This is a genomic window from Streptomyces scopuliridis RB72 (genome assembly GCF_000718095.1).
Classification (GTDB): Bacteria; Actinomycetota; Actinomycetes; order Streptomycetales; family Streptomycetaceae; genus Streptomyces; species Streptomyces scopuliridis.
Window position 1 is genome coordinate 36,512 of sequence record NZ_JOEI01000027.1, and the last position, 20,537, is coordinate 57,048.

Here is a 20,537-nt window from a genome sequence, read left to right on the forward strand (position 1 = left end):
ATCCGTCCCTTTCTGTCAGAGGCATGTTTATTCAGAAGAGAGCGGCATCAGAGCAGCGCGGCGCGCGGGCCGTCGGGCTGTTCCAGCCGGCGCTCCAGGATCGCGCGGGCGATCTCGGCGGATTCCGCGTCGCTCACCCTCCGGAAGCCCTCGTCGGTGATGACGGTGACGATCGGATAGATCCGGCGGGCCACATCGGGGCCGCCCGTCGCCGAGTCGTCGTCCGCGGCGTCGTAGAGCGCCTGGATGACCAGGGTGGTGGCCTGCTCCTCGGTCAGATCCTCGCGGTAGAGCTTCTTCATCGCGCCACGGGCGAAGATCGAGCCGGAGCCGGTGGACGCGTAGCCCACCTCCTCGGAACGGCCGCCCGTCACGTCGTACGAGAAGATGCGGCCCTTCTGGCGGTCCACGTCCCAGCCCGCGAAGAGCGGGACGACGGCCAGGCCCTGCATGGCCATGGCCAGATTGCTGCGGATCATCGTGGAGAGCCGGTTGGCCTTGCCCTCCAGGGAGAGCTGCGCTCCTTCGACCTTCTCGAAGTGCTCCAGCTCCAGCTGGAAGAGCTTGACCATCTCCACGGCGAGACCCGCGGTGCCCGCGATACCGACGGCCGAGTACTCGTCGGCCGGGAAGACCTTCTCGATGTCGCGCTGGGCGATCATGTTGCCCATCGTCGCGCGCCGGTCACCGGCGAGCACCACGCCACCGGGGAAGCTGACCGCGACGATCGTCGTCCCGTGCGGCGCCTCGATGGCGCCCTGGAGGGGCGGCAGCGAGCGCTTGCCGGGCAGCATGTCCGGCGAGTGGTGGGACAGGAAGTCCATGAACGAGGACGAGCCGGGCGTCAGGAAGGCTGCCGGCAGACGCCCGGTGCTACGAGGGTTGGCTTCCACGCGTTTCCTTCCGGATGGGCGGCGGCCCGCCGCTCGCGTCGGGCCGATCTTAGGAACTGTGCACGGACCTTACCCGCGCCGCCGCGTGTCATCCGTCCCGGTGCGACCGGCTTTCACCGGCGCACCGGAACGGACAACCGCTGCTACTGGCCGCCCTTTTGGACGAAGGAGCGCACGAAGTCCTCGGCGTTCTCCTCAAGGACGTCGTCGATCTCATCCAGGACGGAGTCCACGTCGTCGGACAATTTCTCCTGGCGTTCCTTGAGGTCCTCGGTCGCCTGCGCCTCCTGCGCCTGCTCCTCGGTCTCCTCGGTGGAACGCGTCGCCTTCTGCTGTCCGCCGCCGGTGTCCTTGGTCGCCATAACCCTCACCCCGCTCGGTTCGCCCCGCTCGATGTGACCTACAAGATCAGACCCTACAAGGAGGGTCCGACATCGGCCCCGCACTTCTGACAACGTCCGGGTACCACCTCGATCATTCCCGGACAGGGACCATTTCAGCCTCCGGACAGCACCCGGACCAGCTCCTCCGCCGTACGACAGCGGTCGAGCAGCTCCTTGACGTGGTTCCGGGTGCCCCGCAGCGGCTCCAGGGTGGGTACGCGCTGGAGCGAGTCACGGCCGGGCAGGTCGAAGATGACCGAATCCCACGAGGCGGCCGCCACATCGTCCGCGTACTGCTCCAGGCACCGTCCCCGGAAATACGCCCTGGTGTCCTCCGGAGGCTTCGTCCTGGCCCGCTCGACGTCCTGGTCGTCCAGGAGCCGCTGCATCTTGCCGCGGGCCACCAGACGGTTGTAGAGGCCCTTGGCGGGGCGTACGTCGGCGTACTGGAGGTCCACGAGGTGCAGGCGGGCCGCGTCCCAGTCCACGTTGTCCCGGCGCCGGTAGCCCTCCAGGATCTCCCGCTTGGTGATCCAGTCGAGCTCGCCCGACAGGCTCATCGGATCGTTCTCCAGCCGGTTGAGGGTGTCCTCCCAGCGGCCCAGGACGTCCTTGGTCTGCTCGTCGGCGTCGACGCCGTACCGCTCCTCCACGTACTTCCTGGCCAGCTCGTAGTACTCCATCTGGAGCTGGACAGCGGTGAGTGTCCGTCCGCTGCGGAGCGTGACCAGCCGGCCGAGGCCGGGGTCGTGCGAGACCTGGTGCAGGGTGCGGACCGGCTGGTCGACGGCGAGATCGACGTTGATGAAGCCGTCCTCGATCATGGAGAGGACGAGCGCGGTCGTGCCGAGCTTGAGATAGGTCGAGATCTCCGACAGATTCGCGTCGCCGATGATCACATGGAGCCGGCGGTATTTCTCCGCGTCGGAATGCGGTTCGTCACGGGTATTGATGATGGGGCGCTTGAGCGTGGTCTCCAGGCCGACCTCGACCTCGAAATAGTCCGCGCGCTGGCTGATCTGGAAGCCGTGCTCATGCCCGTCCTGGCCGATGCCGACCCGGCCCGCACCGGTGACGACCTGCCGGGAGACGAAGAACGGCGTCAGATGGCGCACGATGTCCGAGAAGGGGGTCTCCCGCTTCATCAGATAGTTCTCGTGCGTGCCGTAGGACGCGCCCTTGTTGTCGGTGTTGTTCTTGTACAGATGGATCGGCTGGGCGCCCGGAAGCTGGGCCGCGCGTTCCGCGGCCTCGGCCATGATGCGCTCGCCCGCCTTGTCCCAGAGGACGGCGTCGCGCGGATTGGTGATCTCGGGAGAGCTGTATTCCGGGTGGGCGTGGTCGACGTACAGCCGCGCGCCATTCGTGAGAATCACATTGGCCAGGCCGATGTCCTCGTCGGTGAGCTGACTGGAATCGGCCGTCTCGCGGGCGAGGTCGAAGCCACGGGCGTCCCGCAGCGGATTCTCTTCCTCGAAATCCCAGCGGGCACGTCGCGCCCGGTGCATCGCCGCCGCGTAGGCGTTGACGATCTGGGACGAGGTGAGCATGGCATTGGCGTTCGGGTGACCCGGAACGGAGATGCCGTACTCCGTTTCGATGCCCATTACTCGCCGTACGGTCATGCGGCCCTCCTTGCCCGGCGGCGCTCCCCTCCGGAAGCGCTGCTCAAGTACCGCTGTCTCTCCGGTGCGTGTGCGTGTGCGGTGCCCGGCCCCGCACTGCGCGACGCGGCGGTACGAAAGAGCCTAGAACGCCTCTGCGCCGGTGGGGAGATCATTTCCGTCATTGGCCTGGTGTGGTGGAAGGTACATGGAAAGCAACCGGCTGCGGATGCCCTTCCGGACATCCGCAGCCGGTCCGCGCTCTACAGGTATTGACCGGTGTTCGCCACCGTATCGATGGAGCGTCCGGTGTCCGCGCCCTGCTTTCCGGTCACCAGGGTACGGATGAAGACAATCCGCTCGCCCTTCTTACCGGAGATACGGGCCCAGTCGTCCGGGTTCGTGGTGTTCGGCAGGTCCTCGTTCTCCTTGAACTCATCCACACATGCCTGGAGGAGATGGGAGACCCTGAGGCCCTTCTGGTCGTGGTCGAGGAATGCCTTGATGGCCATCTTCTTGGCCCGGTCGACAATGTTTTGGATCATCGCGCCGGAGTTGAAGTCCTTGAAATAGAGGACTTCCTTGTCGCCGTTCGCGTACGTGACCTCAAGGAAGCGGTTCTCCTCGGACTCCGCGTACATCTGCTCCACGACGGACTGGATCATCCCGTGAGCGGCGGCCTCCTTGGAGCCGTTGTGCTCGGAGACATCGTCCACGTGCAGCGGCAGCGAGGAGGTCAGATACTTCGCGAAGATGTCCTTCGCGGCCTCCGCGTCCGGACGCTCGATCTTGATCTTCACATCGAGCCGGCCGGGCCGCAGGATCGCGGGGTCGATCATGTCCTCGCGGTTGGAGGCGCCGATGACGATGACGTTCTCCAGGCCCTCCACACCGTCGATCTCGGCGAGCAGCTGGGGGACGATGGTGTTCTCCACGTCCGAGCTGACACCGGATCCGCGGGTGCGGAAGAGGGATTCCATCTCGTCGAAGAAGACGATGACGGGCGTGCCCTCACTCGCCTTCTCCCGGGCGCGCTGGAAGACCAGGCGGATATGGCGCTCGGTCTCACCGACGTACTTGTTGAGGAGCTCGGGACCCTTGATGTTGAGGAAGTAGCTCTTCCCCGCGGGCCGGCCGGTCACCTCGGCGACCTTCTTGGCGAGGGAGTTCGCCACGGCCTTGGCGATCAGTGTCTTGCCGCAGCCGGGCGGGCCGTAGAGCAGGATGCCCTTCGGCGGTCGCAGTTCGTGCTCCTTGAAGAGGTCCGGGTGGAGGTACGGAAGCTCGACCGCGTCGCGGATCATCTCGATCTGGCCGCCCAGACCGCCGATCTTGTCGTAATCGACGTCCGGAACCTCTTCGAGGACAAGCTCCTCGACCTCGCTCTTGGGAACCACTTCGTAGACATAGCCGGAGCGGGGTTCGAGCAGGAGGGCGTCGCCGGGACGGATGGTGATGTCCAGCAGCGGCTCGGCGAGCCGCACCACCCGTTCCTCGTCGGTGTGCCCGATCACCAGGGCGCGCTCGCCGTCCTCAAGGATCTCCTTGAGGGTGACGATGTCCCCGGCGCGCTCGAACTCCATGGCCTCGACCACATTGAGCGCCTCATTGAGCATGACTTCCTGGCCGCGCCTGAGCTCGTCGAGCTCGACGCCGGGGCTGACATTCACCCGGAGCTTGCGGCCCCCGGTGAAGATATCGGCCGTACCGTCCTCATTGGCCTGCAGAAAGACACCGAAACCGGCCGGCGGCTGAGCGAGCCGGTCGACCTCCTCCTTGAGGGCCACGATCTGGTCGCGGGCCTCACGGAGCGTATTGGCGAGCCGCTCGTTCTGTGCGGACACACCCGCAAGATTCGTCTGCAACTCGACGATGCGCTCTTCGAGAATCCTCGTATGCCGCGGAGAGTCGGCGAGCTTACGTCGCAGGACGGCGATTTCCTGCTCGAGATAGGCAACCTGGCCGGCTGGGTCTTCGGACCCCCGCCCGGGCCGGATGCCGCGGTTGATGTCGTCGTCGTGGGCTGCCACGGTCCTCACCTCCTCCAAGGGGAGCTGGACGCTTCCTGACCCTACCTGGGTGGGTGATGATTGAAACCCCTAGATCACAAAGACTGTCGGGGTAGGTCCGATCTTCACCCTTGCGCCCTCCCTCACGCCAGGGGAATACCCACCCAGGAACATCGGAAAGCTGTCGGTTGTATCGTCGAAGCGTTCAACACCCGTCAGGGCCGCCGCGACTTACTCCATAATGCGCTGCCCGGCGCGGTAAACGTCAGGAGAGATGACCGTGCAGCAGGAGGCTCCCACCGAAGGCGTCACCGAGAACGGTGAGCCGCTGGAGGTCTGGATCGACCAGGACCTCTGCACCGGGGACGGGATCTGTGCGCAGTACGCCCCTGATGTGTTCGAGCTGGACATCGACGGCCTGGCCTATGTGAAGAGCCCGGACGACGAGCTGTTGCAAGCCCCGGGCGCCACCACGCGCGTACCGCTGCCCCTGCTGCGCGATGTGGTGGACTCCGCCAAGGAGTGTCCCGGTGACTGCATTCATGTACGCCGCGTGACGGACCGGGTCGAGGTGTACGGCCCCGACGCGGCGTAACTCCCTGTCACGGCCCGTCGCATGGCGCCACCGAGGTGATCTTTCACACACTCCGCGCGACGGGCCGCTCGCCGCGTACGAACGCGCCGTTCCGCCACCGCCAGGAGACCCGCTGTTCCTCGTCGGGACAGCAGCTGGGGACCGCGGGTCCCGAGTAGCCGAGCAGGGTCGCGATGATCTCCCCATCGCGTACCGCGAAGTCGGGGCCGATGGTGAGCTTGTCCTTCGGGTCCACCAGCGTCGCCACGATCCTGGCCGGCCCACCCTCGCCGCCGGTCCTGGTCAGTACGTACACGCCGTTGGGCGGGGTGCCTGAGCCGGCCGCGCAGCGTACGACCGCCACAGTCTCCGGGTTGCCGTCGCCGTCGAGATCACCTGAGGCCTGCTTCGCGAGGGTCGTGCCCACGCCCCCGCACTCCAGTGGGAAGTCCACGCCGGAGGGGTCGGGGGCGGGCAGCGGGGCCCCGCCGGGGGCCGCGGCCTTCGGGGATCCCGAGCCCGACTGGGACGCCGTGGCGGCGCCGGGCTGGAGCAGACCCGCCAGGGCCACGACAGCGGCCATCGCGGTGGCCGTCGCGAGCCAGTGCACGGGGCGGGGCCGGGTGTGCGCGAGGTCCGGAGCGTCGGAGAGCTGCACGCGGAGTGTCTCCTGTGAAGGCCGTGCCGGCGAATAACCAACGGTGGGAGGGAGACAGCATCGTGCCACACGTCACAGTGCGGCGGAACAGCGGGGTCCGTATGACCAACGTAAAGAAAGCGCCGCCGAGTTCCCCCCTTCCGGACGGGAACTCGGCGGCGCTGTCGCGGTGTTCGGTCAGCCGCGCGAGCCGCTGCCGCTGCCCGGGCCGTCGTAGTCGTCGCCGTACGCGCCCTTGGCGGGACGGCGGCGGCGCAGCGGCGGCTCGACGCCGTCCGCGAGTCGACGGGCGGTCACCAGGAAGCCGGTGTGGCCGATCATCCGGTGGTCCGGACGTACGGCGAGGCCCTCGACATGCCAGTTGCGGATCATCGACTCCCAGGCGGCCGGCTCGTTGAACGTGCCGAACTCCCTGATCGTCTCGACGGTGCGGGCCAGTTGAGTGGTCGTCGCGACATACGCGCAGAGGATGCCGCCGGGCACCAGCGCCTTGGAGACGGCCTCGACGCACTCCCAGGGGGCGAGCATGTCCAGGATCACGCGGTCGACGTCCGTGTCGGACAGATTGTCCTGAAGGTCACCGACCGTCAGCTGCCAGGCGGGGTGCGGCTCGCCGAAGTAGCGCTCCACGTTCTGCCGGGCGATGTCGGCGAAGTCCTGGCGGCGCTCGTAGGAGTGCAGCATGCCCTGGTCCCCGATGACGCGCAGCAGGAAACTGCTGAGCGAGCCGGAGCCCACGCCCGCCTCGACGACGCGTGCGCCGGGAAAGATGTCGGCGAAGGCCAGGATCTGGCCGGCGTCCTTCGGGTAGACCACCGCGGCGCCGCGGGGCATGGACAGGACATAGTCGGGGAGCAGGGGGCGCAGCGCGAGATAGGCGACGTTTCCCGTGGTACGGACAACACTGCCCTCGGGAGCACCGATCAGCTCGTCGTGCGGGAAGGACCCTTTGTGGGTGTGGAAATTCTTCCCGGCTTCGAGCGTGAAGGTGTAGTGGCGTCCCTTGGGGTCGGTGAGCTGAACCTGGTCCCCGACCTTGAAGGGGCCGCGACGACGGGCGGCACCGGTCGGTTCGGACATGTTTGAAGCTTAGCCGCTTTTTCCGGGGGCTCGGTTCGCCCGGTGGGCGGCCCCGCGCCGGTCAGTTCCCCTGTGGGCGGGCCATCGCCGCGACAAAGGCCCGTTCGACATCGGCGGTCGACAGGACCCCGTAGATCTCGCCCGTCTCCTCCAGCACCAGGTACTCCGTCGCGGGGCTGGCCCTGAGGCGCTCCAGCAGCGCCTCGCCCGCCAGGTCCGCGGGGACCTTCATGCCTTCCGTGAGGTCCTGGGCGAGGCCGCTGACCGCGACCCAGGGGCGGCGGTGCTGGGGTACGCCGACGATCGCGGACTCCCTGACCAGGGCCGTCGGGTCGCCGTGGCCGTCGACGACGACCAGGGCGCGGGCGCCCGCCTCGTTGGCCCTGCGCAGCGCCTCGGAGAGCGGGGTGGAGGACTCGACCGGCACCGCGCGCCGGGTGAGGGCGCGGGCCTGGAGTTCGGGGAGGTGTTCGCGGAGCCTGGCCATCCGCAGGCTGTTGCCCGCGCCGGTCCAGATGATCGCGGCGAGGATGGCGGCGAGCAGCGCGTCGGTGACGGTCTCCATGCCGCCGGCGTTCCTGGCCGAGGTGCCCAGAGCGCCCGTACGGGTGAGCAGCGGCAGGCCGATCAGTACGGCGACGGCGAGCGCCCGGCCGACCCAGGCGGCGGCGACGGTGCCGCTCATCGGCTTGCCGGTGATCTTCCAGACGACCGCGCGCAGCATCCGGCCGCCGTCCAGCGGAAGGCCGGGGAGCAGATTGAAGGCGGCGACGATCAGGTTGGAGACCATCAGCCCCGCGAGCAGGACGCCGGGGACCGTACCGGGCTCGACGGCCAGCAGACCGAGGTAGAAGATCCCGGAGAGCACCAGCGAGAGCAGCGGCCCGACGAAGGCCAGGATGAATTCGCGGCCCGGGGTCTCGGACTCCTTCTCGATCTCGGAGACGCCGCCGAAGAACTGGAGCTGGATCCGGCGCACCGGCAGCTTGAAGCGCAGCGCGGCCACCGTATGGGCCAGTTCATGGACGAGTACGGAGGCGTAGAAGGCGACGGCGAAGAAGAGCGCCAGCAGATAGCGCAGGCCGCCCAGCTGCGGGAGGACCCGCTCCAGCTGGCCGCCGAAGATCCAGGTGATGAGCGCGGCCACCAGGAACCAGCTCGGGGCGACGTAGACCGGCACTCCGAAGGGGCGGCCCATGAGAATGCCGCCGCCCGGGTCTTCGCGGCGCGGTGGCTTACCGCCGGGGCCCGTATCCCCCTTGCCGGGCTGCGACGGCTTGCTCTCGCCGCGCTCGTCGTCCTCTTTCACGGGTTCCCTTCGTCGGCAGCGTCGCTCGCTCGATCATGCGGTGCGAGAGGCTCTGTAGTCGATGGTATTCGGATCGCTGTCAGTGTCGGGTCATAGGGTCTGCGTCATGAGTACGAGCCTGCCGCCCACTTCGCCGAGCCCGCCGCCCACTTCGCCGTCGGGCGGGCCGCCGGCGTCGCTGTCGCCGTCGCGTGCGAGCGACTTCATGCAGTGCCCTCTGCTGTACCGGTTCCGGGTGATCGACAAGCTGCCGGAGAAGCCCAGCGAGGCGGCGACCCGCGGCACGCTCGTCCATGCCGTGCTGGAGCGGCTCTTCGACGCACCGGCCGTGGAGCGTACGGCGCCTCGGGCCAAGGCGCTGATCCCCGGCCAGTGGGACCGGCTGCTGGAGTCCCGTCCCGAGCTGGCCGAGCTGTTCGCGCAGGACGCGGACGGCGAGCGGCTGGCGGGCTGGCTGGCGGAGGCGGAGCGGCTGGTCGAGCGGTGGTTCTCGCTGGAGGACCCGACCCGGCTGGAGCCGGCCGAGCGGGAGCTGTTCGTCGAGACGGAGCTGGAGTCGGGGCTGCGGCTGCGCGGGGTGATCGACCGCGTCGATGTGGCGCCCACGGGCGAGGTGCGGATCGTCGACTACAAGACGGGCAAGGCGCCCCGTCCCGAGTACGCGGACGGGGCGCGGTTCCAGATGTCGTTCTACGCGCTGGTGATCTGGCGGCTGAAGCGGGTGGTGCCGCGCCGGCTCCAGCTGGTGTATCTGGGCAGCGGGGAGGTCATCACGTACGACCCGGTGGAGGCCGATCTGGAGCGGGTGGAGCGCAAGCTGCTCGCGCTCTGGGAGGCGATCAGGCTGGCCACGGAGACGGGGGACTGGCGGCCGCGTCCCACGAAGCTGTGCGGCTGGTGCGACCACCAGGCGCTCTGTCCGGAATTCGGCGGTACACCTCCTGTCTATCCGCTGACGGTCGGCGTGCCGGGGAGCGCGTGAGGGAGCGTGTGGGGGGCCGCCGCGCCCGGCGGGGGCGCGGTGGGGCTGTCAGGGCAGAATGGGGCCGGTCTAGTGAAGGAGTTCCCTGTGACTGTCCGCGTCCTACTGGTCGATGACCAGCCGCTGCTGCGCACCGGCTTCCGGATGATCCTGGAGGCCGAGCAGGACATCGCGGTCGTCGGCGAGGCCGGGGACGGCCTCCAGGCCATCGACCAGGTCCGCGCGCTGCAGCCCGATGTGGTGCTGATGGACATCCGGATGCCCCGGATGGACGGGGTGGAGGCGACGCGCCAGATCACCGGCCCCGGCCGGGACGGTCCGGCGAAGGTGCTGGTCCTGACGACCTTCGATCTCGACGAGTACGTGGTGGAGGCGCTGCGCGCGGGGGCCAGCGGCTTTCTGCTCAAGGACGCGCCCGCCAATGAGCTGGTGCAGGCGATCCGGGTGGTCGCGGCGGGTGAGGCGATGCTGGCGCCCAGCGTCACGCGCCGGCTGCTCGACAAGTACGCGGATCATCTGCCGTCCGGCGAGGAGCCGGTGCCCAACACGCTGCACACACTGACCGAGCGCGAGGTCGAGGTGCTCAAGCTGGTCGCCCGGGGCCTGTCCAACGCGGAGATCGCGGCGGATCTCTTCGTCAGCGAGACCACGGTCAAGACGCATGTGGGCCATGTGCTGACCAAATTGGGGCTGCGCGACCGGGTGCAGGCCGCGGTGTACGCGTACGAGAGCGGGCTGGTGCGCCCCGGCGCCCAGTGACGGCGGCGGGCCGCCGCCCATGACCTGTCCGGCCGCGTGGGCCTCGCCCACGCGGCCGGACCGCTGTTCGGGAAGTTCCGGTGGTCCGGGAAGGTCAGGACGCGCCGGGGCCGCGGCGGAGCTCCCAGAGGAGCAGTTCCGCCGAGGAGTTGACCGCCCACTCCACACCCGCGATGTCATCGCGCGAGGCGACGTACTGCTTGCCCTGCCAGAGCGGCAGCACCGGCACGTCATCGGCGACGATGTCCTGGATCTGGCTGAAGGTGTTCGTGGCGGCGCTGCGGTCGGCCTCGCGGCGCGACTGCGGGATCAGCTCGCCGCGCAGTTTGGCGTTGTTGTACGGCGTGTTGAGGAAGTTGTCCTTGTCCAGGAAGGGCGCGATATAGCTGTCCGGGTCCGGGAAGTCGGGGAACCAGCCCATGCCGTAGACCGAGTAGTCGCCCTTGATCTGGTTGGGGCGGAAGCTCTTCCACTCCGTGCCCTTGATGGAGACCTCGAAGAGCTTGCTGCTGTTGAGCTGGTCCTTGAGGGTCTCGAACTCCTTCGCCGTCGCCTCGCCGTAGTGGTCGGTCGTGTAGTTCAGCGAAAGCTTCACGGGGGTGGCGATCCCGGCGGTCTGCAGCAGGTCGGCGGCCTTGGTCAGGTTGCGGTCGCCGTACTTGTTGAAGAACGAGTTGGTGTGCGTGGCGATGCTCGACGGGATGAGCGAGTACAGCGGCTCGGCCACCGAGCCGTACACCTTGGTGACCAGGTCGCCGCGGTCGATGGTGTACGCCATGGCCTGGCGCACCGCCTTCTCCTTGACGGTCGGGGCGTCGGTGTCGAAGCCGAGGTAACGGATCTCCAGGCCGGGCATCTCGGTGAGCTGGATGCCTTCCTTGGGCTTCTCGACCATCGACTCCACCTGCTCGGGTGTCATCGCGCGGGTCATCACGTCGATGTCGCCGGAGTCGAGCGCCTTGCCCATCTCGTCGGCGTCCGTGAAGGGCTGGAGCTCGACCTTGTTGTTCTGGACGTTCAGCTCACCCGTGTAGTCGGCGTTCTTGGTGAAGGTCGCCTTGGTGACGGTGTCACCCTTGACCTCCGCCTTGAAGGTGTACGGGCCGGAGCCGGACACGTCGAAGCCCTTGCGGAGCTTCGTCGGCTCGTAGTCCTTCTTGCTGACGATGCCGGCCGGCGGCGTGGAGAGCTTGTACGGGAAGGTCGCGTCGGGCGTCTTGAGATGGAAGACGATCTCGCGGGCGCCGTCGCTCTCCATCGTGTCGATGTTGGTCAGCAGACCGGCCACACCGCTGGGGTCGTTGATCTTCAGGACCCGCTCGAAGGAGTACTTCACATCGTCGGCCGTGATGGGGTCGCCGCCGGCGAACTTCAGCCCCTCGCGCAGGGTGCAGCGGTAGCTCTCGTTCGCCCGGTCCGTGAACGCGCACTTCGAGGCGGCGTCCGGGATCGGCTTGCCGCCACCGCGCGGGACGTGCATCAGCGTCTGGATGGTCTGGCGGAGGACGTTCCAGGAACCGGTGTCGTACGCGGCGGCCGGGTCCAGCGGGGCGATGGCCTCGTCCGTCGCGATGTACTGGTCCGTGGTGCCCACGACAATGGCCTCGCCGCCGGAGCCACCGTCCGAGCCACCGCAACCGGCGAGCACGGGCGCAAGCAGGCCGATCACGGCCGACAGCGCCAAAGTCTTGCGGTTCATCCTGGACGTACTCCCTCATCCGGCACTGAGATACAGCGGTGCAAATGGGAGACTCCGCCGCGCCCACCCGTTCGGGGCAGATGCGATCGGGCCGGGATACAGGGCGATCGGTCCTGTGTGCGTGGCGACTTGGTGAGTCGTCGGGACACGTCGTTGAAGCGGCGAAGTGCTCGCGATGAGATTAGTCGGAGGCTCCGGGAATGCCGGACCGGGCCCGATCTGAAACGTAATCACACAGTGATCGGAAATAGCGGCGCGTGGATATCCGGGCCGCGGAATGATTCACACACCGGTCCATAAACCGGGACACAAGGGCACAGGGAACCCCGCCTCGGAGCGACATGGATCAGCCCCGCCCTCCCCTGTCGATGCGCGGGCGCGTGACAAAGGTCACTTCCACGGTGTTTGGGAGCGCCCCGGATTGCGGCCGGCGAAGGTCACGGAAAATATCCGCGCCAATGCCGAGAGTTTCCATTCGGCATTCCGCCGCGACGCTGAGTACGCGGTTCAGTGCCCGTGTGTCATCAAACCGTGCAGGAATACCAGATCGACCTCTTCGAGCGAGCCGACGATCGTCCGGCCGGCCGCCGGGGCGATCGGCGCGACCGAGGGTACGGCGATCACCCGGCACCCGGCGGCCTCGGCGGCGGCCACACCGGTGGCCGTGTCCTCGATGACGGCGCAGCGCGCCGGATCGGCGCCCAGGCCCCGTGCGGCCAGCAGATACGGGTCGGGGTGCGGCTTGGTACGGGGCACCTCGTCGCCCGCCACGGTGAGCGCGAAGTTCTCGGGGCCGAGAGAGGCCAGCACCCGGTCGATGATGCGCCGGTGCGAGGCGGAGACCAGGGCGGTGGGCATCTCGTGGGCGGCCAGTTCGGCGAGCAGCCGGTTCGCGCCGGGCATCAGGGGCAGGTCGCGCCCGATCCGGTCCTCGAAGGTGTCATTGAGTAGCACGGTCAGCTCGGCGAGGGTGATGGCGGCGCCCGTGGCCTCGATGAGGAAGCTCGCGCTGCGGGTCATGGGCCCGCCGACCACCACTTCGCGCCAGGTCTCGTCGAGGACGTGCCCGAGGGCCTTGAAGACCTCCACCTCGGCTTCCCACCAGAATCCCTCGGTGTCGACCAGGGTGCCGTCCATGTCGAGAAGGACGGCCTGGAGCGCGGAGCCTTCGGCCGTTCGGGTCAGGGACGCGGGGACCGTACTGGTCATCCGGCACACCTCCATGAGGGACGAGAAGGCCGGTCACCTTGCCCGCGGGGTTGCCCCTCCGGGACAGGCGACCGGCCTGCACTGGACCGATAAGTGTACGACTCGTCCGCCGCTCGCGCCGTTCGGTTCCCCCGCGCAGGGGAACCGAGGGCCCGGCGCGGGCCGCGGCGGCGGTCTCGGGGACCGCTGTGCGGGTCGGACCTCAGCGAGCGTTGAAGTACTTCGCCTCGGGGTGGTGGATCACGATGGCGTCGGTGGACTGCTCGGGATGGAGCTGGAACTCCTCCGAGAGCTGGACACCGATCCGCTCCGGCTCCAGCAGCTCCGCGATCTTCGCGCGGTCCTCCAGATCGGGGCAGGCGCCATAGCCGAGCGAGAAGCGGGCGCCCCGGTACTTCAGGGCGAACATGTCCTCGACCTCGGACGGGTCCTCGCCCGCGAAGCCCAGCTCGGAGCGGACCCGGGCGTGCCAGTACTCGGCGAGCGCCTCGGCGAGCTGGACGGAGAGCCCGTGCAGCTCCAGATAGTCGCGGTAGGAGTTGGCCTCGAACAGCTCGGCGGTCGCCTCACCGATCTTCGAGCCGACGGTGACGACCTGGAGGCCGACCACATCCGTCTCGCCGGACTCCTCCGGGCGGAAGAAGTCCGCCAGGCAGAGGCGGCGGCCACGCCGCTGGCGCGGGAAGGTGAAGCGGGTGCGCTCGGAACCGTCGTCGTTCAGCAGGATCAGGTCGTCGCCCTTGGACACACAGGGGAAGTAGCCGTAGACGACGGCGGCTTCCAGCATGTTCCGGGTGTGCAGCTGCTCCAGCCAGCCGCGCAGACGGGGCCGGCCCTCGCTCTCCACCAGCTCCTCGTAGCTGGGGCCGCCCTTGCGGGCCTCCTTCAGCCCCCACTGGCCCTTGAAGAGCGCGCCCTCGTCCAGCCAGGACGCGTACTCCTTGAGCTGGATGCCCTTGACCACGCGGGTGCCCCAGAACGGCGGCGTGGGCACGGGGTTGTCGACGGCGACGTCCGAGCGGGCCGCGCCCTCCTCCGGCCGCTCCTCGACCTCCGTCTGGGGCCTGGCCTTGACCCGGCGCTGCTTCAGCTCGGGCAGGACGGCGCCGGGGACGCCGCGCTTGACGGAGATCAGGGCGTCCATCAGCCGCAGTCCCTCGAACGCGTCGCGCGCGTAGCGGACCTCGCCCTCGTAGATCTCGTGCAGATCCTGCTCGACATAGGCCCGGGTCAGCGCCGCGCCACCGAGGATCACCGGGTAGTCGGCGGCCATCTGCCGCTGATTGAGCTCTTCCAGGTTCTCCTTCATGATCACGGTCGACTTCACCAGCAGACCGGACATGCCGATGACATCCGCCCGGTGCTCCTCGGCGGCCTCCAGGATCGCGGAGACGGGCTGCTTGATGCCCAGGTTGACGACGTTGTAGCCGTTGTTGGACAGGATGATGTCGACGAGGTTCTTGCCGATGTCATGGACGTCACCGCGGACGGTGGCGAGCACGATGGTGCCCTTGCCGTCGTCGTCGGTCTTCTCCATGTGCGGCTCCAGATACGCGACCGCGGTCTTCATGACCTCGGCGGACTGGAGCACGAACGGCAGCTGCATCTGGCCGGAGCCGAACAGCTCACCGACCACCTTCATGCCTTCGAGCAGCGTGTTGTTGACGATATCGAGGGCCGGGGTGTCCTGGAGGGCCTCGTCGAGGTCCGCCTCCAGGCCGTTCTTCTCGCCGTCGATGATGCGGCGCTGGAGGCGCTCGTCCAGCGGCAGGGCGAGGAGTTCCTCGGCACGGCCCGCCTTCATCGACTTCATGTTGACGCCCTCGAAGAGCGCCATGAGCTTCTGCAGGGGGTCGTAGCCCTCGGCCCGCCGGTCGTAGATGAGGTCGAGGGCAGTCTTGACCTGCTCCTCCTCCAGCCGGGCGATGGGCAGGATCTTGGAGGCGTGCACGATCGCCGAGTCGAGTCCGGCCTTGACGCACTCGTCGAGGAAGACCGAGTTCAGGACGATACGGGCGGCCGGATTGAGGCCGAAGGAGATGTTCGACAGGCCAAGGGTGGTCTGCACGTCCGGGTGGCGCTTCTTGAGCTCGCGGATCGCCCCGATGGTGGAGATGCCGTCGCCCCGGGACTCCTCCTGGCCGGTGCAGATGGTGAAGGTCAGAACATCGATCAGGATGTCGGACTCGTTCACCCCCCAGTTGCCGGTGAGGTCGGCGATGAGGCGTTCGGCGATGGCGACCTTGCTCTCGACGGTGCGGGCCTGGCCCTCCTCGTCGATGGTGAGCGCGATCAGGGCGGCACCGTGCTCGACAGCGAGTTCGGTGACCTTGGTGAAGCGGGACTCGGGCCCGTCGCCGTCCTCGTAGTTGACCGAGTTGATGACGGCACGTCCGCCGAGCATTTCCAGACCGGCCCGCAGAACGGGAAGTTCGGTGGAGTCCAGGACGATGGGGAGGGTGGAGGCGGTGGCGAACCGGCCGGCCAGCTCCTTCATGTCGGCGACGCCGTCGCGGCCCACGTAGTCGACACAGAGGTCGAGCATGTGCGCGCCCTCGCGGATCTGGTCGCGGGCCATCTCCACACAGTCGTCCCAGCGGCCGTCCAGCATGGCCTCGCGGAACTTCTTCGACCCGTTGGCGTTCGTCCGCTCGCCGATGGCGAGGTACGAGGTGTCCTGGCGGAACGGCACGGTCTGGTAGAGCGAGGCGGCGCCGGGCTCGGGGTGTGGCTCGCGGACGGCCGGGGTGAGCTCGCGGGCCCGCTCGACGACCTGCCGCAGATGCTCGGGCGTCGTACCGCAGCAGCCGCCGATCAGGGACAGTCCGTAGTCGTTGACGAACGCTTCCTGGGCCTCCGCCAGGCCCTCCGGGCCGAGTGGGAAGTGGGCGCCGTCCTTGGTCAGTACGGGCAGGCCCGCGTTCGGCATGCACATCAACGGCGTGCGCGAGTGGCGGGCCAGATAGCGCAGGTGCTCGCTCATCTCGGCCGGGCCGGTGGAGCAGTTGAGGCCGATGAGGTCGATGCCGAGCGGTTCCAGGGCGGTGAGCGCCGCGCCGATCTCGGAACCGAGCAGCATGACGCCCGTGGTTTCGAAGGCGAGCGAACAGATCAGCGGCACGTTCACGCCCAGCGCGTCCATCGCGCGGCGGGCACCGATGAGGCTCGACTTGGTCTGGAGGAGGTCCTGCGTGGTCTCCACGATCAGGGCGTCCGCGCCGCCCGCGAGGAGGCCCTCGGCGTTCTGCTGGTAGCCGTCGCGCAGTACGTCGTACGCGATGTGGCCGAGCGAGGGCAGCTTGGTGCCGGGGCCCACCGAGCCGAGCACCCAGCGCTGGCGGCCGTCCTCGGCGGTGAACTCGTCGGCGACCTCACGGGCGATGCGGGCACCGGCCTCGGACAGCTCCACGATCCGGTGCGCGATCTCGTACTCGTTCGCCGCCGAGTGGTTGGCACCGAAGGTGTTCGTCTCCACACAGTCCACGCCGACCGCGAAGTACTCCTTGTGCACATTGCGGACGATGTCCGGGCGCGTGATGTTGAGGACCTCGTTGCAGCCTTCGAGGTCCTGGAAGTCCTCAAGGGTGGGGTCCTGTGCCTGCAGCATCGTGCCCATCGCGCCGTCGGCGACCACCACGCGGGTGGCGAGCGCCTCACGGAGGGCTTCGATACGGGTCCGGCTGTCGGTGGAGGGGCTCGGCGACGAGGCCATGAAAGTACTCCCGGGGCTGCGACGGCTGTCGGCTTTGCGCCCCCTGTCGGAGGGCGCACCCGGCCAGCGTAGCCGGGCGCGCCCCGTTCCGGTGCGGCATCCCAGCGGGCGGACGGCATCCTGTCCACGGGAAGATCCGGGGCGCGCGGTCTTGACAGATCCTCTCGATGGAGAGAGAAGGTCGGCATCGACCGATAGTGTTCAGCATTGTCGAACGTAGTGGAGGTCCGGGTCCGATGGCGAAGAACATCCAGTCGCTGGAACGGGCGGCGGCGATGCTGCGGCTGCTCGCGGGCGGCGAGCGCCGGCTCGGCCTGTCCGAGATCGCCTCCTCGGTCGGGCTGGCCAAGGGCACCGCGCACGGCATCCTGCGCACGCTCCAGGCCGAGGGATTCGTCGAACAGGACGCCACCTCGGGCCGGTACCAGCTGGGGGCCGAACTGCTGCGTCTCGGCAACAGCTATCTCGACGTGCACGAGCTGCGCTCCCGCGCCCTGGTCTGGACGGACGATCTGGCCAGGTCCAGCGGCGAGAGCGTCCATCTGGGGGTCGTGCACCAGCAGGGCGTCCTGATCGTCCACCATGTCTTCCGCCCGGACGACAGCAGGCAGGTGCTGGAGGTGGGCGCCATGCAGCCGCTGCACTCCACCGCGCTGGGGAAGGTGCTCTCGGCGTACGACCCGGTGGCGCACACCGAGGCGGTGGAGGGCGACCGCAAGGACTTCACACCGCGGACCATCACCGGTTTGGCGGAGTTCGAATCGGTGCTCGAACTGACCAGGGCGCGTGGCTGGGCCGCGGACATCGAGGAGACCTGGGAGGGCGTGGCGGCGGTGGCCGCCCCCATTCACGACCGGCGGCGGATGCCGGTGGGCGCCATCGCCATCACCGGCGCGGTCGAGCGGCTCTGCCCGGCCGGCGAACTGCGCTCCGAACTGGTCGCCGCGGTCCGTGAATGCGCCCGCGCGGTGTCGAGGGACATCGGCGCCGGGCGGTTTTGAACCGAATGCCGGATCATCGGTACTGATCGAGGTTTCGGCCACTGAACCCTTGACGACGCTGCACCACAGGACAAAACTGCCGTTCAGCGGTCGGCATTGTCGAACACTTACCGGCAATACGAGTTAGTGTGTGACAACGCCAAGGGCCGGTAGCCCTCGCCCGAGGGCGCGGACCACTGGTGTGAGCCGGCGGTTTGTCTTTCCCTGGACGAAGGAGTCTCGGGTGTCCAACTTCGACATCTTCATAGGTGAGGTCACGGGCACCGCCCTGCTGATCCTCCTCGGTGGCGGCGTGGTCGCAGGCGTCGTTCTCAAGCGTTCCAAGGCTCAGAACGCGGGCTGGCTCGCCATCAGCTTCGGCTGGGGCTTCGCCGTCATGGTCGGCGCGTATCTGTCGGCCCCCATCTCCGGCGCTCTGCTCAACCCCGCGGTCACCCTTGGTCTGGCGATCGAGGGTGGCATCAAGTGGGGCGATGTCCCGCTCTACATCGGCTCCCAGATGCTGGGCGCGATGATCGGCGCCTTCCTGGTGTGGGTGGCCTACATGGGCCAGTTCAAGGCTCATCTGACCGACCCGGAGATCCTCGCGGCGCAGCCCGCGGTCGAAGGGCTCGTGGACCAGAAGACGGCGCCCAAGGCGGGGCCGGTGCTCGGTGTCTTCTCCACCGGACCCGAGGTGCGGAACCCACTGCAGAACGTACTGACGGAGATCATCGCCACATTCGTCCTGGTCATCGCGATCCTCACACAGGGCCTGAACAACTCGGGCAACGGCCTCGGCACGCTCGGTGTCCTGATCACCTCGTTCGTCGTGGTGGCCATCGGTCTCTCGCTGGGCGGCCCCACCGGGTACGCCATCAACCCGGCCCGGGACCTCGGCCCCCGTATCGTGCACGCGCTCCTGCCGCTGCCGAACAAGGGCGGCTCCGACTGGACGTACGCCTGGATCCCGGTGGTCGCGCCCCTGATCGGCGGCGCGCTGGCGGGCGGTTACTACAACTGGGTCCTCGTGTAAGCCCCCTTACCCCCGCATCGAACAGGAGCAGACACCGTGAGCGACACCACCACCACCGGAACGTCCTCCCACGGGACGGGGCCGTTCATCGCGGCCATCGACCAGGGCACCACCTCCAGCCGCTGCATCGTCTTCGACCGGGACGGCCGTATCGTCGCGGTCGACCAGAAGGAGCACGAGCAGATCTTTCCCCGGCCCGGCTGGGTGGAACACAACGCCGCGGAGATCTGGACGAACGTCCAGGAAGTCGTGGCCCGTGCCATCGAGAAGGCGGGCATCACCTCCGCCGATGTCAAGGCGATCGGCATCACCAACCAGCGCGAGACGACCCTGCTCTGGGACAAGAACACCGGCGAGCCCGTCCACAACGCCATCGTCTGGCAGGACACCCGCACCGACGCGCTCTGCCGCGAACTCGGCCGCAATGTCGGCCAGGACCGCTTCCGCCGCGAGACGGGCCTGCCGCTGGCGAGCTACTTCGCGGGACCGAAGGCCCGCTGGCTGCTCGACAACGTCGAGGGGCTGCGCGAGCGCGCCGAGCGCGGCGAGATCCTCTTCGGCACCATGGATTCCTGGGTCATCTGGAATCTGACCGGCGGCACCGACGGCGGGGTGCATGTCACGGACGTCACCAACGCCTCCCGCACGATGCTGATGAATCTGCACACCATGGCGTGGGACCCGAAGATCCTGGACTCCATGGAGGTCCCGGCCGCGATCCTGCCGGAGGTCCGCTCCTCCGCCGAGGTGTACGGGAACGCCAAGGGCGGCGTCCTGGACGGCATTCCGGTCGCCTCCGCGCTCGGTGACCAGCAGGCCGCGCTGTTCGGCCAGACCTGTTTCGCCGAGGGCGAGGCCAAGTCGACGTACGGCACCGGCACGTTCATGCTGATGAACACCGCGCACAAGCCGGTCAACTCGTACAACGGCCTGCTGACGACGGTCGGTTACCGGATCGGTGACGAACCGGCGGTGTACGCGCTGGAGGGCTCGATCGCCATCACCGGCGCGCTGGTGCAGTGGATGCGCGACCAGATGGGCCTGATCAACTCCGCGGCCGAGATCGAGACCCTGGCGTCCTCGGTCGAGGACAACGGCGGCGCGTACTTCGTCCCCGCCTTCTCGGGTCTCTTCGCACCGCACTGGCGCGCCGACGCCCGGGGCGTGATCGCCGGTCTGACCCGTTACGTGACCAAGGCGCACATCGCCCGCGCGGTCCTGGAGGCCACGGCCTGGCAGACCCGCGAGATCAGTGACGCGATGACGAAGGACTCCGGTGTCGAACTGACCGCGCTCAAGGTCGACGGCGGAATGACCTCCAACAATCTGCTGATGCAGACGCTCTCCGACGTCCTCGACGCACCCGTGGTGCGCCCGATGGTCGCCGAGACGACCTGCCTCGGCGCCGCCTACGCCGCGGGACTCGCCGTCGGCTTCTGGCCGAACACCGACGTGCTGCGCGCCAACTGGCGCCGGGCGGCCGAGTGGACGCCCCGGATGGACGCGGACACCCGCGCCCGTGAGTACAAGAACTGGCTCAAGGCCGTCGAGCGCACCATGGGCTGGCTCGACGACGACGACAGCTGACCGGCCGTCGGCCGACCAGGTCCGGACAGGGCCAGGTCCTGTCCGGTGAGCCGGTGAGATCCG

At 68.3% G+C, this 20,537-nt stretch carries 16 protein-coding genes; 6 read left to right on the forward strand and 10 right to left on the reverse strand.

From position 1 onward, the window contains the following. Positions 1–47: 47 nt before the first annotated feature. The 4 genes from prcB to arc all read right to left on the reverse strand — a co-directional run bounded on the left by prcB (position 48) and on the right by arc (position 4,910). Positions 48–893, reverse strand: coding sequence for a proteasome subunit beta (prcB, locus tag IF11_RS0128420; protein WP_030354607.1), 846 nt, complete (start codon positions 891–893; stop codon positions 48–50). A 143-nt stretch (positions 894–1,036) separates the two neighbouring features. After that, positions 1,037–1,255 carry a ubiquitin-like protein Pup gene (locus IF11_RS0128425; protein WP_030354608.1) on the reverse strand — a complete coding sequence of 73 codons (219 nt, stop codon included), beginning with the start codon at positions 1,253–1,255 and terminating at the stop codon, positions 1,037–1,039. A gap of 134 nt (positions 1,256–1,389) precedes the next feature. Next, the gene (dop, locus tag IF11_RS0128430; RefSeq protein ID WP_338119880.1) at positions 1,390–2,901 is read right to left on the reverse strand and encodes a depupylase/deamidase Dop; all 1,512 of its coding nucleotides are present in this window, start codon (positions 2,899–2,901) and stop codon (positions 1,390–1,392) included. 242 nt (positions 2,902–3,143) lie between these two features. After that, positions 3,144–4,910 (reverse strand): proteasome ATPase, encoded by a 1,767-nt coding sequence (arc, locus tag IF11_RS0128435; protein WP_030354610.1) that lies wholly within the window; start codon positions 4,908–4,910, stop codon positions 3,144–3,146. 253 nt (positions 4,911–5,163) lie between these two features. Between arc and IF11_RS0128440 the strand changes: the two genes are divergently transcribed. Further along, the gene (locus IF11_RS0128440) at positions 5,164–5,484 is read left to right on the forward strand and encodes a ferredoxin (RefSeq protein ID WP_030354611.1); all 321 of its coding nucleotides are present in this window, start codon (positions 5,164–5,166) and stop codon (positions 5,482–5,484) included. Between the two features lie 43 nt (positions 5,485–5,527). Here the strand turns inward: IF11_RS0128440 and IF11_RS0128445 are convergent, their stop codons facing one another. The 3 genes from IF11_RS0128445 to IF11_RS0128455 all read right to left on the reverse strand — a co-directional run bounded on the left by IF11_RS0128445 (position 5,528) and on the right by IF11_RS0128455 (position 8,510). Then, the gene (locus tag IF11_RS0128445) at positions 5,528–6,121 is read right to left on the reverse strand and encodes a hypothetical protein (RefSeq protein ID WP_030354612.1); all 594 of its coding nucleotides are present in this window, start codon (positions 6,119–6,121) and stop codon (positions 5,528–5,530) included. A 177-nt stretch (positions 6,122–6,298) separates the two neighbouring features. Further along, positions 6,299–7,201, reverse strand: coding sequence for a tRNA (adenine-N1)-methyltransferase (locus IF11_RS0128450; RefSeq protein WP_030354613.1), 903 nt, complete (start codon positions 7,199–7,201; stop codon positions 6,299–6,301). Between the two features lie 61 nt (positions 7,202–7,262). Then, a complete protein-coding gene (locus tag IF11_RS0128455; RefSeq protein WP_030354614.1) occupies positions 7,263–8,510 on the reverse strand; it encodes a site-2 protease family protein in 1,248 nt (415 codons plus the stop codon). 106 nt (positions 8,511–8,616) lie between these two features. On the opposite strand from IF11_RS0128455, the gene IF11_RS0128465 reads away from it, so the two are divergent. Together IF11_RS0128465 and IF11_RS0128470 are read left to right on the forward strand one after the other, a co-directional pair. Further along, positions 8,617–9,492 carry a RecB family exonuclease gene (locus IF11_RS0128465; RefSeq protein ID WP_244888260.1) on the forward strand — a complete coding sequence of 292 codons (876 nt, stop codon included), beginning with the start codon at positions 8,617–8,619 and terminating at the stop codon, positions 9,490–9,492. 87 nt (positions 9,493–9,579) lie between these two features. Continuing rightward, positions 9,580–10,251, forward strand: a complete 672-nt coding sequence (locus IF11_RS0128470; RefSeq protein WP_030354616.1) for a response regulator — start codon at positions 9,580–9,582, stop codon at positions 10,249–10,251. Positions 10,252–10,345: 94 nt separating this feature from the next. On the opposite strand, the gene IF11_RS0128475 is transcribed toward IF11_RS0128470, so the two are convergent. From IF11_RS0128475 to metH, 3 genes are all read right to left on the reverse strand, one after another. Beyond that, complete coding sequence (locus tag IF11_RS0128475) at positions 10,346–11,950, reverse strand: ABC transporter substrate-binding protein (protein WP_030354617.1); 1,605 nt, start codon at positions 11,948–11,950, stop codon at positions 10,346–10,348. Between the two features lie 507 nt (positions 11,951–12,457). Beyond that, positions 12,458–13,159, reverse strand: a complete 702-nt coding sequence (locus IF11_RS0128480) for an HAD family hydrolase (RefSeq protein WP_030354618.1) — start codon at positions 13,157–13,159, stop codon at positions 12,458–12,460. A 202-nt stretch (positions 13,160–13,361) separates the two neighbouring features. After that, a complete protein-coding gene (gene metH, locus IF11_RS0128485) occupies positions 13,362–16,871 on the reverse strand; it encodes a methionine synthase (protein WP_030354619.1) in 3,510 nt (1,169 codons plus the stop codon). 236 nt (positions 16,872–17,107) lie between these two features. Here metH and IF11_RS0128490 point away from each other — a divergent pair, with 236 nt between their 5' ends. From IF11_RS0128490 to glpK, 3 genes are all read left to right on the forward strand, one after another. Further along, positions 17,108–17,872: an IclR family transcriptional regulator gene (locus IF11_RS0128490; RefSeq protein WP_030354620.1), complete on the forward strand. Its 765-nt coding sequence runs from the start codon at positions 17,108–17,110 to the stop codon at positions 17,870–17,872. A 223-nt stretch (positions 17,873–18,095) separates the two neighbouring features. Further along, entirely contained in the window at positions 18,096–18,887 is a 792-nt protein-coding gene (locus IF11_RS0128495) for an MIP/aquaporin family protein (RefSeq protein ID WP_030354621.1), read from the forward strand. 36 nt (positions 18,888–18,923) lie between these two features. Further along, positions 18,924–20,474: a glycerol kinase GlpK gene (gene glpK / locus IF11_RS0128500; protein ID WP_030354622.1), complete on the forward strand. Its 1,551-nt coding sequence runs from the start codon at positions 18,924–18,926 to the stop codon at positions 20,472–20,474. The last annotated feature ends 63 nt before the right edge of the window (positions 20,475–20,537 follow it).

What these genes read in the sequence shown, in the direction of transcription:
- IF11_RS0128450 (WP_030354613.1), bottom strand. Translation starts at nt 7,201, where the DNA reads ATGTCCGAACCGACCGGTGCCGCCCGTCGTCGCGGCCCCTTCAAGGTC.
- IF11_RS0128490 (WP_030354620.1), top strand. Translation starts at nt 17,108, where the DNA reads ATGGCGAAGAACATCCAGTCGCTGGAACGGGCGGCGGCGATGCTGCGG.
- IF11_RS0128480 (WP_030354618.1), bottom strand. Translation starts at nt 13,159, where the DNA reads ATGACCAGTACGGTCCCCGCGTCCCTGACCCGAACGGCCGAAGGCTCC.
- IF11_RS0128425 (WP_030354608.1), bottom strand. Translation starts at nt 1,255, where the DNA reads ATGGCGACCAAGGACACCGGCGGCGGACAGCAGAAGGCGACGCGTTCC.
- IF11_RS0128440 (WP_030354611.1), top strand. Translation starts at nt 5,164, where the DNA reads ATGACCGTGCAGCAGGAGGCTCCCACCGAAGGCGTCACCGAGAACGGT.
- dop (WP_338119880.1), bottom strand. Translation starts at nt 2,901, where the DNA reads ATGACCGTACGGCGAGTAATGGGCATCGAAACGGAGTACGGCATCTCC.
- IF11_RS0128465 (WP_244888260.1), top strand. Translation starts at nt 8,617, where the DNA reads ATGAGTACGAGCCTGCCGCCCACTTCGCCGAGCCCGCCGCCCACTTCG.
- metH (WP_030354619.1), bottom strand. Translation starts at nt 16,871, where the DNA reads ATGGCCTCGTCGCCGAGCCCCTCCACCGACAGCCGGACCCGTATCGAA.
- IF11_RS0128475 (WP_030354617.1), bottom strand. Translation starts at nt 11,950, where the DNA reads ATGAACCGCAAGACTTTGGCGCTGTCGGCCGTGATCGGCCTGCTTGCG.